Consider the following 13385-nt stretch of genomic DNA (forward strand, 5'->3'; position numbering starts at 1 on the left):
ATCAGGCTTTGGAGGCGCGCTGGCTCAGTTTGCTGCGCACCAGGCTGATGATCATCGGCAGCAGCGATACCAGGATGATGCCCACCACCAACAGCGACAGGTTCTGCTTGATGAACGGTACGTTGCCGAAGAAGTAGCCAAGGGTGACCAGGCCGCCGACCCAGAGGACGGTGCCGAGGACGCTGAAACCGAGGAAGCGCAAGTAATTCATTTTCCCGACGCCAGCGACGAAGGGCGCGAAGGTGCGGATGATCGGTAGGAAGCGCGCCAGGGTCACGGTTTTGCCGCCGTGTTTGTCGTAGAAGTCGTGGGTTTGCTGCAGGTAGTCGCGGCGGAAGATTTTCGAATTAGGGTTGCTGAACAGTTTTTCGCCAGCGGTGCGGCCGATGAGGTAGTTGGTGCTGTCGCCGAGAATCGCCGCGAGCATCAACAGGCCGGCCAGCAGCAGCGGGTCCATGGCGCCACCGGCGGCCACGGCGCCGGCGATGAACAGCAGGGAATCGCCCGGCAGGAACGGCATCACCACCAGGCCGGTTTCGCAGAAGATCACCAGGAACAGGATGGCGTAGACCCATGTGCCGTAGTTGGTCACCAGCATGTCGAGGTAGACGTCGAGATGCAGAATAAGGTCGAGGGGATTGAAATCCATGCAAAGCACCTGTGGTGGCGGCCCGACTCGGCAGGCTGATGGGTCTGGCTTTGAGTATGGCTACAGAGTGTGTAGCTTTTTCTTACAAGCCGGGAAGAGCGGGATTATACGGTGTGGATTGTGAAGTGCGTGTTGAGTTTGTAGCGGGGGATTTCGGTGGTTTTGTGGGCAGTGGAGCACTTTGTAGGAGCGGGCTTGCTCGCGATGGCGGTGGGGCAGTCAGTATTGATGTTGCCTGACGGACCGCTATCGCGAGCAAGCTCGCTCCCACAGGGGGGGGCGGGGTGAGCATTAGTTTTTGTGCGCGCCTCAAAACCAGTGTGGGAGCGAGCCTGCTCGCAATGGCGGCGGCACATTCAACATTGATGCAACTGAACCGCCGCTTCGCGAGCAAGCTTTGCTCCCACAGGTCTGATGGGTGTACGACCGGGAGAGCCAGGTCGGCTGTTAGGCCGCCTCGCGGTGGATGTTGATCTCGGCGCCCCGTTAACCACGCTGGCCGAATGCAGGCATTGTGGAGTGGGTATCCCGGCATGGATGCCGGGATAGCCGCGCTGGGCCATGGATGGCCCTTCGCGGCGGGCCCACGGAGCAATGCCTTCGTTCGGGCATGCCGAGCCTAAGCGAGGCACCAAGTGGTGGGGCATGAGCGCTTTGGTTACTTTCGCGCTTTTCGAAAGTGACCCGCCGTCAGGGCGGAACCCTAAGTAGCCGTTACCGCAGCAATGGATATGCACTCGACCATCACATTCAACATTGGTGCAACTGAACCACCGCTTCGCGAGCAAGCTTTGCTCCCACAGATCTATCTCCCATGGATATGTCTGTCACAGATATATCCATGGGCTGATTTCCCTCTGAGCGGCTCAGATCCCTTCGCTGATCGGCAGCACGTAGTTCTTGAACTCGGTGTCTTCCTTGAACCCGATGGATTCGTAGGTCTTCTGGGCCACTTCGTTGTTGCTGCTGGTGGAAACGCGCATGCGCACGGCGTTGGTTTCCTTGGCCATTTTTTTTGCGGTGCGGATCAGGTGGTCGGCCACCAGTTGGCGGCGGGCGTCTTCGGCGACGTAGATGTCGTTGAGGATCCACACGCGCTTGAGCGACAGCGAAGAGTAGCTGGGGTAGAGCTGGCAGAAGCCCAGCAATTTGCTGTCGTCGTCATCGGGCAGGGCCAGGTAGATCACCGATTCCTTGCGGCGCAGGCGTTTTTCGAGGAAGGCTCGGGACGAGTCCGGGTAGGGCAGTGAACCGTAGAATTCCCGGTACTTGACGAACAATGGGGTCAGCAGGTCCAGGTGTTCCAGGGTCGCTTGGATAATCCGCATGGTAGGTCTCGTCTGCAAAGGTCGACAGATATTCAGACAACAACATCGCGCTGCCGTGCTTTTGATGCTGCCTGAAAGCGGATCAAAAACGCAATCGGATAAACGGATCAGCTTTGGGGCGGCATCAGTAGGAAGTTACCTTTCATATCGGCGGTATTTTCCGAGTCTAGAGTTTGGACCTGGGCTTCGTCCTTCAGATTGACCCCCGAGAGCTGTCTGCGACAGGCCTCGCGCATCAGGTAGACCAGGCGATGAGCCGCCATGCCGTAGCTCAGGCCTTCGAGGCGGACGTTGGAGATGCAGTTGCGATAGGCATCGGTGAGGCCGACCTTGGGGTTGTAGGTGAAATACAGCCCCAGGCTGTCGGGCGAGCTGAGGCCGGGGCGTTCGCCGATGAGGATCACCGACATTTTCGCGCCGAGCCGCTGCGCCACTTCATCGGCCACCGCCACCCGGCCCTGTTCCACCAGGATTACGGGCGACACTGACCAGCCGTCAGCGGCGATCTGTTCTTCCAAGCGCGCCAGAAACGGTAGGGTATGCCGATGCACCGCCAGCGCTGACAGGCCATCAGCGACGACGATGGCCAGGTCTACGCCGCCGGGATGGGCGGTGGCGTAGTCGTCCAGCGCCTGCGCCGAGGCTTCATCCAGTCGTCGGCCCAGGTCCGGCCGCTGCAGGTAGCTGTTGCGGTCGCTGGCGGCGCTGTGGAGCAACAGGCTTTCGCGGCCGCGTTCGGTCAGTTGTGCACGAATACCTTGATGGTCGAACGCCAGGTGCACCGCATCACGCGCCTGGGCGTGGGCGTACTGAAAATCCAGTTGCGCCTGGGTCGGCAGGCTGGTGCCGGTGCGGCCCAGGGCGATGCGCGCCGGGGTCAGGCGGCGCAGGTCCAGCCAGGGGTTTGACGAATCGACAGGTGTCTTGTCCATCGGTCGCTCACTTATCGCAAATGTGCCAGGGCGTGACGAAACGCCGGTGGCAGGTTGTCGCCGAACCGCACCCGGCCATCGGCCTGGGTGAAGATGCCCATGTTCGCCAGCCAAGTCTCGAACTCCGGCGCCGGTTTCAGGCCCAGGGTCTGGCGGGCGTAGAGGGCGTCGTGGAATGAGGTGGTCTGGTAGTTGAGCATGATGTCGTCGGAGCCGGGGATGCCCATGATGAAGTTGATCCCGGCCACGCCCAGCAGGGTCAGCAGGGTGTCCATGTCGTCCTGGTCGGCTTCGGCGTGGTTGGTGTAGCAGATGTCGCAGCCCATCGGCACGCCCAACAGCTTGCCGCAGAAGTGGTCTTCGAGGCCGGCGCGGATGATCTGTTTGCCGTTGTACAGGTATTCGGGGCCGATGAATCCTACAACCGTGTTCACCAGGAATGGGTTGAAATGTCGGGCCACGGCGTAGGCCCGCGTCTCGCAAGTCTGTTGATCGACGCCGTGGTGGGCGTTGGCCGACAGCGCGCTGCCCTGGCCGGTTTCGAAATACATCAGGTTGTTGCCGAGGGTGCCGCGATTCAGGCTGAGGCCGGCGTCGTAGCCTTCCTGCAACACGTTCAGGTTGATGCCGAAACTGGCGTTGGCCGCTTCGGTGCCGGCGATGGACTGGAACACCAGGTCCAGGGGCACGCCGCGGTTGGCCGCTTCGATGGACGTGGTGACGTGGGTCAGCACGCAGCCCTGAGTGGGGATGTCATAGCGCTGGATGATGGCGTCGAGCATTTCCAGCATGGCGCAGATCGAGGCCGTGCTGTCGGTGGCCGGGTTGATGCCGATCATGGCGTCGCCGTTGCCGAAGAGCAGGCCGTCGAGGATGCTCGCGGCGATCCCGGCCGGTTCGTCGGTGGGGTGGTTGGGTTGCAGGCGCGTGGACAGCCGCCCGCGCAGGCCGAGGGTGCCGCGGAATTGGGTGACTACGCGGATTTTCTGCGCAACCAATACCAGGTCTTGCACGCGCATGATCTTCGACACGGCAGCGACCATTTCTGGCGTCAGGCCCGGGGCCAGGGCCCGCAGGCTGTGCTCGTCGGCGGCGTCGCTGAGCAGCCAGTCGCGAAAACCGCCGACGGTGAGGTGGCTGACCGTGGCGAAGGCGTGTTTGTCATGCGTGTCGACGATCAGTCGGGTGACTTCGTCGACCTCGTAAGGAATCAGCATTTCTTGCAGGAAATGGCTTAGGGGCAGGTCAGCCAGGGCCATTTGCGCGGCCACCCGCTCACCATCGTTAAGCGCCGCGACCTCGGCCAGGAAATCCCCGGAACGCGCCGGGCTGGCCTTGGCCATCAGGTCTTTGAGGCTGTCGAAGCGATAGGTCTGGGCGCCGACGGAATGGGCGAATGCGGCCATGGGGCGGTGTCCTCCTGGTTCTCTAAATAATTCAACTACAGTGCAGACCCAACCCCTGTGGAGTAGCCCTGTGGGAGCAAAGCTTGCTCGCGATAGCGGAGTCTCAGAAAAATATTCTCCACTGGTACACCGCTATCGCGAGCAAGCTTTGCTCCCACAGAGTTTCCCCACAGAGGGTTATTTCTCAAACTGGGCTCTCCCACACAGGAGGGCAACTGCGTGCACTTTTTAATGGCAGGCACCGGGCCCCCGGCCCGGCGCCGGTGCAATGTTCAGATACCTGTGAGCATAGCGTCCGCCGGCGCATCGGAGCGTTGTTTGGCGGTCAGTTGGAAGTACAGGTAGCCGACAATCATGAAGCCCAGGAACACCAGCCCGATCACGGTGTTGAACCACGCCATCGCCACCAGGCACACCACTGCCAGGAACAGCGCAATGCCCGGCACGATCGGGTAGCCCGGCGCGCGGAAGGTGCGTTCCAGGTTCGGTTCGGTCTTACGCAGCCGAAACAGGCTGAGCATGCTGATGATGTACATGACGATGGCGCCGAACACCGACATGGTGATCATCGCCGCCGTCAGCGTCATGCCTTGCAGGTTGACCAGGCCATCGCTGTAGATCGCCGCGATGCCGATGACGCCGCCAGCCAGGATCGCCCGATGCGGAGTTTGGAAGCGCGACAGTTTTGCCAAGCCACGGGGCAGGTAACCGGCCCGGGCCAGGGCGAAGAACTGCCGCGAGTAGCCGAGGATGATCCCGTGGAAACTCGCCACCAGGCCGAACAGGCCGATCCACACCAGCATATGCATCCACGTTGAATTGTTGCCGACCACCGCCTTCATGGCCTGGGGCAGCGGGTCGTTGATGTTCGACAGGGTGCGCCAATCACCCACGCCGCCGGCCATGATCATCACGCCGATGGCCAGGAAGACCAGGGTCAGGATGCCGCTGACATAGGCGCGCGGGATGGTGCGTTTCGGGTCCTTGGCTTCTTCGGCGGCCATGGCCGCGCCTTCGATGGCGAGGAAGAACCAGATCGCGAAGGGGATCGCCGCGAAAATGCCCGGGATCGAGGCGAGGGTGAACTCGTTGGAGCCGGACCAGCCGTTGAGCACGAAGTTACTGAAGCTGAAGCCCGGCGCAACCACGCCCATGAACACCAGCAACTCGGCGACCGCCAGCACGGTGACCACCAGCTCGAACGCGGCGGCGATGCTGACGCCGAGGATGTTCAGGGTCATGAACACGATGTACGCGCCAACCGCCGCGAGCTTGGGGTCCAGTTCCGGAAATTGCACGTTGAGGTAGGCGCCAATCGCCATGGCAATGGCCGGGGGCGCAAAGACGAATTCGATCAGGGTGGCGATCCCGGCGATCAAGCCGCCTTTCTCGCCAAAGGCCCGTCGGCTGTAGGCAAAGGGCCCGCCCGCGTGAGGAATCGCGGTGGTCAATTCGGTGAAACTGAAGATGAAGCAGGTGTACATCAACGCCACCATGAGGGCGGTGACGAGGAAGCCCAGGGTGCCTGCGGTGCCCCAGCCGTAACTCCAGCCGAAGTATTCGCCGGAAATCACCAGGCCGACGGCGATGCCCCATAAATGCAGGGTGCCGAGTGTGGGTTTGAGTTGAGTGGTAGTTGTCATAAGTCCTCTCTTCTTTTTTATTGTTCGAACTGTTGGACTTTCGGGTTTGCTGTGGAGCGGGCACGCAAGGCTCGTGCCAGAGCGGTGGGGCGGTGTTTTGATGTTGTCAGTGAGGGCGCCATCGCGAGCAAGCTCGCTCCCACAGTGGATCTGTCTCAACCTTGAAGTTGAGTTATCCCCAGATCCCTGTGGGAGCGAGCTTGCTCGCGATAGCTATCTAAAGGGCGAAGCAGAACCACCTGCCTCGCCCCGTCCGTTTAGAAGAACCCCAACGGATTGATGTCGTAGCTCACCAGCAGGTTCTTGGTCTGCTGATAGTGGTCGAGCATCATCTTGTGCGTCTCACGACCCACGCCGGACTTCTTGTAGCCACCGAACGCGGCGTGCGCCGGGTACAGGTGGTAGCAGTTGGTCCACACGCGACCGGCCTTGATCGCCCGGCCCATGCGGTAGGCGCGGTTGATGTCGCGGGTCCACAGGCCGGCGCCGAGGCCGAACTCGGTGTCGTTGGCGATCGCCAGGGCTTCGGCTTCGTCCTTGAAGGTGGTGATGCTCACCACCGGGCCAAAGATTTCTTCCTGGAACACGCGCATCTTGTTGGTGCCCTTGAGCAGGGTTGGCTGGATGTAATACCCGGTCGCCAGGTTGCCTTCGAGTTTTTCCACCTTGCCACCGGTCAGCAGCTCGGCGCCTTCGCCCTTGGCGATTTCCAGGTACGAAAGAATCTTGTCGAATTGCTGCTCGGACGCCTGGGCGCCGACCATGGTGTCGGTGTCCAGCGGGTCGCCGCGTTTGATCTGCAGGACTTTCTTCATCACCACTTGCATGAATTCGTCGTAGATCGACTCCTGCACCAGGGCGCGGGATGGGCAGGTGCAGACTTCACCCTGGTTGAAGAACGCCAGCACCAGGCCTTCGGCGGCTTTTTCGATGAAGCTTGGCTCGGCCTGCATGATGTCTTCGAAGAAGATGTTCGGCGACTTGCCGCCCAGTTCCACGGTGGACGGGATGATGTTTTCGGCGGCGCACTTCATGATGTGCGAGCCCACCGGGGTGGAACCGGTGAAGGCGATCTTGGCGATGCGCTTGCTGGTGGCGAGGGCTTCGCCGGCTTCTTTACCGAAGCCTTGCACCACGTTCAGCACGCCCGGTGGCAGCAGGTCGCCGATCAGTTCCATGAGCACGCAGATGCCCAGCGGGGTTTGCTCGGCTGGCTTGAGCACCACGCAGTTGCCGGCGGCCAGGGCCGGGGCGAGTTTCCAGGCGGCCATCAGCAGCGGGAAGTTCCACGGAATGATCTGCCCGACCACGCCCAGCGGTTCATGGATGTGATAGGCCACGGTGTTGCCGTCGATCTCGGCGGCGCTGCCTTCCTGGGCTCGCAGGCAACCGGCGAAATAGCGGAAATGGTCGGCGGCCAGGGGGATGTCGGCGTTGAGGGTTTCGCGCACGGCCTTGCCGTTGTCCCAGGATTCGGTGATCGCCAGCACTTCGAGGTTGGCTTCGATGCGGTCGGCGATTTTCAGCAGGATCAGCGAACGGGCCTGAACCGAGGTGGCGCCCCAGGCATCCGCTGCGGCATGGGCGGCGTCCAGGGCTTTGTCGATGTCTTCGGCGGTGGAGCGCGGGAATTCGGCAATGGGCTGGCCATTGACCGGGGAAGTATTGGTGAAGTACTGACCTTTGACAGGCGCGACGAACTCGCCGCCGATGTAGTTACCGTATTTGCTCTTGAACGAAACGATAGCGCCTTCAGTACCGGGGTGAGCGTAACGCATGATGAGTTCTCCTTGGCTTTTGTGCTTATACGGGAGGGCCGCGCAAAATTGAGCGCCGGTAATTAAGCCTAGAGCAAAGGTTGGGCCATTGCCTTGCAGGGCCCGTAAATCAAGACTTTAGGAGGAGTCGGTCGGACAAACGGATGCCTTGCGTGACGATCGCGATACAGCGGGTGTGACAGTTTGTGCCAGATGCGAGACAGTCTGTGACTGCCAGGTCGCGCCAGCATTGCAAAGGCGGTTGGGCTGGAGGATGCTGGGCGCTGATGAGTAGGCATGGACAGAACGTTTTTGTGGCGAGGGAGCTTGCTCCCGCTGGAGTGCGAAGCGCTCCCAGAATAGGTGGGGCTACTGCGTAGCCCAGCGGGAGCAAGCTCCCTCGCCACAAGGGCAGGTGCAAGGCTTACAACCTTCGGGGAGAATAATAAGAAATGCACAGCAACCATTTGAGTCGCCATGCCCAACAAGTCCTGACGGTCACCCAGGGCAAGTCTCACTTGCAAGGGCCTGGTAGCGATCCGTCGATTGCCCGTTCCTGGCTGCGCTGCCTTGAGGACTATCACCTCGACCCGGCCCAGAACCTCGCGCCGACGGTGCTTGAGCATGGCCGGGTGCTGGAAAGCCGCGAGCGTCTGCAACAGGTGTTGCACATCGCCGGCACCGAAATGACCAGCCTCCACCAACAGCTCTCCGGCGCCGGCCACGCGGTGCTGCTGACCGACGCCCGGGGCGTGATCCTCAATTGTGTCACCGCCCCCAGCGAACGGAAGATTTTCGAACGGGCCGGGCTCTGGCTCGGCGCTGATTGGAGCGAAGCCTGCGAAGGCACCAATGGCATCGGCACCTGCCTGGTGGAGCGTCAGGCCCTGACCATCCACCAGGAAGAACACTTTCGTGGCCGCCACACCGGCCTGACCTGCTCGGCCAGCCCGGTCTTCGATCCCCAGGGCGAACTGCTGGCGGTGCTCGACGTGTCTTCGGCCCGGCCGGACGTGTCGCGCCAGAGCCAGTTCCACACCATGGCCCTGGTCAATCTCTCGGCGAAGATGATCGAGAGCTGCTATTTCCTGCGTTGCTTCGACAATCAATGGCTGCTGCGCTTTCACTTGCAGGCCGAGTCCGTGGGGTTGTTCAGCGAAGGCTTGCTGGCGTTCGACGGCGAAGGGCGGATCAGCGCGGTCAACCAGAGCGCGCTGAACCTCTTGGGGCATATTCGCGGCAGCTTGCTCGGCCAGCGAGTGGAAGACTTTTTCGATTGTTCGCTGGACGAGTTGCTCGGCCGCGCGAGCGTCAATGCCAGTGCGAGTTGGCCGTTGCGCACCCGTGACGGTCGGCATTTGTTCGCCGTGCTGCGGGGGCAGCCGCGTAGCGTGCCGGTGCCGATCGCCCCGGCGTTCAAAATCATCGAGCCCGCTCGCCTGCCGGGCATCTGCCTGGGGGATGCGGCGTTGCAGGAACATTTTCGCAAGGCCCTGCGGGTATTCGAGCGCGATGTGCCGTTGCTGATCCAGGGCGAAACCGGCTCCGGCAAGGAGGCGTTTGCCAAGGCCGTGCACCACGCCAGCCAGCGCGCCGGCAAGCAGTTCGTCGCCCTCAACTGCGCGGCCATCCCGGAAAGCCTGATCGAAAGCGAGCTGTTCGGCTATCGCGGCGGCAGCTTCACCGGTGCGCGCAAGGAAGGCATGCGCGGCAAGCTGCAACAGGCTGACGGCGGCACGCTGTTCCTCGATGAAATCGGCGACATGCCCCTGGCCTTGCAGACCCGTTTGCTGCGGGTGCTGGAAGACCGCCAAGTGGTACCCATCGGCGGCGAGCCCGAGGCGGTGAACGTGCGCATCATCAGCGCCACTCACCGGCAGTTGCTGGATCGGGTGCAGGACGGCAGTTTTCGTGAGGATTTATACTACCGGCTCAATGGGTTGGAAATCCCGCTGCCGGCGTTGCGCGAGCGCGGTGACAAGTCGCAGTTATTGGATTTTTTGCTGGCCGAAGAGGCGGGCGCCGAGACGGTGACCCTCGACGAAGCGGCGCGCCAGGCGTTGTTGGGGTTCGACTGGCCGGGCAACGTGCGGCAACTGCGTAATGTGCTGCGCACCCTGGCGGCGTTGTGCGACGGCGGGCGGATTGGGCTGGAGGACCTGCCCGCGATGATTCGCCAGCGCCCGGTGGCGCTGGTTGAAACCGTGGCGCAGCGGCCGCTGGAAGATGCCGAGCGTGTGGCGCTGCTCGACGTGCTGGAGCGCCAGCGCTGGCACATGACCCACACCGCCGAGCAACTGGGCATCAGCCGTAACACCCTGTACCGAAAACTGCGCAAGCACGCCATTGCCCGTTGACTCGTGCGCGATCGCCCTGACGGAGTGCGGTCAACTGTGGGAGCGAGCTTGCTCGCGATGGCGGCGGCACATTCAACATCAATGCAAGCTGACCCACCGCTATCGCGAGCAAGCTCGCTCCCACAGGGGGATGTGCTGTTTGCAAGTAAGGGAGGGCACCAGCAAAAGGGATAGCAAGTTCGAAACACCAGGTGCGATTTCCCCCTCCCTACGCTAACCTGCGGCCATGTTTTACGAGGTCGACTATGCACATCCATATTCTCGGTATCTGCGGCACTTTCATGGGTTCGATGGCGGTCTTGGCCAAGGAGCTGGGCCATCACGTGACCGGCTCCGACGCCAACGTCTACCCACCGATGAGCACTCAGCTGGAAGCCCAGGGCATCGAATTGACCCAAGGCTATGACCCGGCGCAACTGGACCCGGCGCCAGACCTGGTGGTCATCGGCAACGCCATGTCCCGTGGCAACCCGGCGGTGGAGTACGTGCTCAACAAGGGCCTGCCCTACGTGTCCGGGCCGCAGTGGCTGGCCGATCACGTGTTGCAGGGCCGTTGGGTCCTGGCCGTGGCCGGTACCCACGGCAAGACCACCACCAGCAGCATGCTCGCCTGGGTGCTGGAGCACGCGGGCATGAGCCCAGGGTTCCTGATCGGTGGCGTGCCGCAGAACTTCTCGGTGTCGGCGCGCCTGGGCGGCACGCCGTTCTTCGTGATTGAGGCCGACGAATACGACAGCGCGTTTTTCGACAAGCGTTCGAAATTCGTCCACTACCGTCCCCGCACCGCGATCCTCAACAACCTTGAGTTCGATCATGCGGACATCTTCCCAGATCTGGCGGCCATCGAGCGGCAGTTCCACCACTTGGTGCGGACCATCCCCAGTGAAGGCCTGGTCATCCATCCGACCACCGAGCCGGCCTTGCAGCGCGTGATCGAAATGGGCTGCTGGACCCCGGTGCAAACCACCGGCGCGGGCGGGCAGTGGCAGGTGAAATTGCTCAAGGATGACGGTTCGCAGTTCGAAGTGATGTTTGAAGGCGTGTCCCAAGGCGTGGTCGAGTGGGACATGACCGGCCAGCACAACGTCGCCAATGCCCTGGCGACCCTGGCGGCGGCCCGGCATGTCGGCGTGGTGCCGTCCATGGGCATTGCCGCGTTGAGTGCGTTCAAGAGCGTGAAACGGCGGATGGAGAAGGTCGCCGAGGTGCGCGGCATCACCATCTATGACGACTTCGCCCACCACCCGACCGCCATCGCCACCACCCTCGACGGGTTGCGCAAGCGCATCGGCGATGCGCCGCTGATCGCGATCATCGAGCCGCGCTCCAACTCCATGAAGCTCGGCGCCCACCGTGACGGCCTGCCGGAAAGCGTGGTCGATGCCGACCAGGTGATCTGGTACGCGCCGGCCAACCTCGGCTGGGACCTGGGCGCCACTGCGGCGCTGTGCACGGTGCCGTCGATTGTCAGCGATTCCCTGGAAGGCATCATCGAGCGCGTGAAGAGCCAGGCCCAGCCCGGCACTCACGTGGTGATCATGAGCAACGGCGGCTTCGGCGGCTTGCACGGCAAACTGGCCGAGGCACTGAAATGAGCAATGGCCCGGAACGCATCACGCTGGCGATGACCGGTGCTTCCGGCGCCCAGTACGGCTTGCGCCTGCTCGATTGCCTGGTGCGTGAAGACCGTGAGGTGCACTTCCTCATCTCCAAGGCCGCGCAACTGGTGATGGCCACCGAGACCGACGTGACCCTGCCGGCCAAGACCCAGATGATGCAGGCCTTCCTCACCGAATACACCGGTGCGGCGGCGGGGCAGATTCGCGTGTATGGCAAGGAAGACTGGATGTCGCCGGTGGCCTCGGGCTCCGGCGCGCCGGCCGCCATGGTGGTGGTGCCGTGTTCCACCGGGACGCTGTCGGCGATTGCCACCGGGGCCTGCAACAACCTGATCGAACGGGCGGCGGACGTGACGCTCAAGGAGCGTCGGCAGTTGATCCTGGTACCGCGTGAAGCGCCGTATTCGAGCATTCACCTGGAGCACATGCTCAAGCTGTCGAACATGGGCGTGACCATCCTGCCGGCCTCGCCGGGTTTCTATCACCAGCCGCAGACCATTGATGATCTGATCGATTTTGTCGTCGCCCGCATCCTCAATCTGCTGAACATTCCCCAGGACATGTTGCCGCGCTGGGGCGAGCATCATTTGAGCAGCGATGAATAAGCTGCTGATCGTGCTGTTGGCGCTGCAACTGACCGGCTGCGCTACCGCCCGCACCCTCGACGCCGCCAAGCCTGGCGCGCCGGTGGTGTACGCCGGCACGCGCCTGGATCTTTACGCCCTCAACGATGGCTGCTGCGCCAAGGACCGCTTTGGCACCGAGGCGCCGAGTTACCCCGGGCTCGATCTGCCGGGCAGTGCGTTGCTCGATACCTTGTTGTTGCCGTTGTCGTTGTTTACGGCGATGGGGGTGGGGTTTCAGGCCACTGGCGGTTTGTAGCAAGCACAACAGCTGGGGTTGTTCATTCAGCATGAATGCACGCTGATCCACCGCTATCGCGAGCAAGCTCGCTCCCACAGGGACTGCGTTCCAACTTGGTCAACTGTGGGAGCGAGCTTGCTCGCGATGGCGCCCGTCCAGGCGCAGCAGAATCATTTGCCCAGCTTACGCAATTCATCCGACTCCACCACCCGCACCCCATCCTGCTCTTCCAGCGCCAGACGCCACATGGCGCGGGCCAGTTGGCAGGCTTCGATGCCGTGGTACTTGCCCGGGATCAGCTTCGACAAGGGGCCGGCCAGTTGTTCGGCCAGGCGCGGTTCGACGCGGTCGCCCAGCAGCAGGGAAGGCCGGCAAATGGTCAGTTGCGGCCAGCCCTGGGTCTTGAGTGCCGCCTCCATTTCACCTTTGACCCGGTTATAGAAGATCGATGACTTGGCGTCGGCCCCCAGCGCGCTGATCACCACCAGGTGCCGTGCGCCCAGTTCCCGGGCGCGCTTGGCAAATGCCACGACCAGGTCCAGGTCTATCGCGCGGAAGGCTGCTTCAGTGCCGGCTTTCTTGATGGTTGTGCCGAGGCAGCAGAAGGCGATGTCGACCTGGCCACTGAGTTGTGGCAGCACCTGGGCCGGCTCACCAACCGGGTTTTCCAAGTGTGGATGTTCAGCCAGTGGCCGGCGTGAAGGCGCCAATACGCGAGTGATGGTCGGCTCGTTGAGCAGCCGGTCCAGTAGATGTTCTCCGGTCAGCCCGGTAGCACCGGCGAGCAAAACATGCTGAGGCGTCAAGTACATAGTGTTTCCCCCTTGATA

Annotated in this window: 11 protein-coding genes; 4 read left to right on the forward strand and 7 right to left on the reverse strand. The window is 62.3% G+C overall.

Annotation, left to right across the window (positions count from 1 at the left end):
- Position 1: 1 nt before the first annotated feature.
- The 6 genes from KI237_RS03475 to exaC form a co-directional block, all read right to left on the reverse strand.
- Entirely contained in the window at positions 2–649 is a 648-nt protein-coding gene (locus tag KI237_RS03475; RefSeq protein ID WP_212798819.1) for a DedA family protein, read from the reverse strand.
- Positions 650–1515: 866 nt separating this feature from the next.
- Complete coding sequence (locus KI237_RS03480) at positions 1516–1977, reverse strand: GNAT family N-acetyltransferase (RefSeq protein WP_212798820.1); 462 nt, start codon at positions 1975–1977, stop codon at positions 1516–1518.
- A gap of 107 nt (positions 1978–2084) precedes the next feature.
- A complete protein-coding gene (gene eutC / locus KI237_RS03485; protein ID WP_212798821.1) occupies positions 2085–2909 on the reverse strand; it encodes an ethanolamine ammonia-lyase subunit EutC in 825 nt (274 codons plus the stop codon).
- A gap of 11 nt (positions 2910–2920) precedes the next feature.
- Positions 2921–4315 carry an ethanolamine ammonia-lyase subunit EutB gene (locus tag KI237_RS03490; RefSeq protein WP_212798822.1) on the reverse strand — a complete coding sequence of 465 codons (1395 nt, stop codon included), beginning with the start codon at positions 4313–4315 and terminating at the stop codon, positions 2921–2923.
- Between the two features lie 272 nt (positions 4316–4587).
- Complete coding sequence (eat, locus tag KI237_RS03495) at positions 4588–5958, reverse strand: ethanolamine permease (protein ID WP_212798823.1); 1371 nt, start codon at positions 5956–5958, stop codon at positions 4588–4590.
- A 257-nt stretch (positions 5959–6215) separates the two neighbouring features.
- Complete coding sequence (gene exaC, locus KI237_RS03500; protein ID WP_212798824.1) at positions 6216–7736, reverse strand: acetaldehyde dehydrogenase ExaC; 1521 nt, start codon at positions 7734–7736, stop codon at positions 6216–6218.
- Between the two features lie 431 nt (positions 7737–8167).
- Here exaC and KI237_RS03505 point away from each other — a divergent pair, with 431 nt between their 5' ends.
- The 4 genes from KI237_RS03505 to KI237_RS03520 all read left to right on the forward strand — a co-directional run bounded on the left by KI237_RS03505 (position 8168) and on the right by KI237_RS03520 (position 12573).
- Positions 8168–10072 (forward strand): sigma-54-dependent Fis family transcriptional regulator, encoded by a 1905-nt coding sequence (locus KI237_RS03505; RefSeq protein WP_212798825.1) that lies wholly within the window; start codon positions 8168–8170, stop codon positions 10070–10072.
- 245 nt (positions 10073–10317) lie between these two features.
- Positions 10318–11667: a UDP-N-acetylmuramate:L-alanyl-gamma-D-glutamyl-meso-diaminopimelate ligase gene (mpl, locus tag KI237_RS03510; protein WP_212798826.1), complete on the forward strand. Its 1350-nt coding sequence runs from the start codon at positions 10318–10320 to the stop codon at positions 11665–11667.
- Positions 11664–12296, forward strand: a complete 633-nt coding sequence (ubiX, locus tag KI237_RS03515; RefSeq protein ID WP_014340390.1) for a flavin prenyltransferase UbiX — start codon at positions 11664–11666, stop codon at positions 12294–12296. The genes mpl and ubiX overlap by 4 nt, the downstream gene beginning before the upstream one ends.
- Entirely contained in the window at positions 12289–12573 is a 285-nt protein-coding gene (locus tag KI237_RS03520) for a YceK/YidQ family lipoprotein (protein ID WP_212798827.1), read from the forward strand. Before ubiX ends, KI237_RS03520 begins: the two co-directional genes overlap by 8 nt.
- Positions 12574–12725: 152 nt before the next feature.
- Here the strand turns inward: KI237_RS03520 and KI237_RS03525 are convergent, their stop codons facing one another.
- Positions 12726–13367 (reverse strand): oxidoreductase, encoded by a 642-nt coding sequence (locus KI237_RS03525; RefSeq protein ID WP_212798828.1) that lies wholly within the window; start codon positions 13365–13367, stop codon positions 12726–12728.
- Positions 13368–13385: the final 18 nt, after the last annotated feature.

Origin of the sequence: Pseudomonas sp. St316 (genome assembly GCF_018325905.1) — a bacterium.
Lineage (GTDB): Bacteria > Pseudomonadota > Gammaproteobacteria > Pseudomonadales > Pseudomonadaceae > Aquipseudomonas.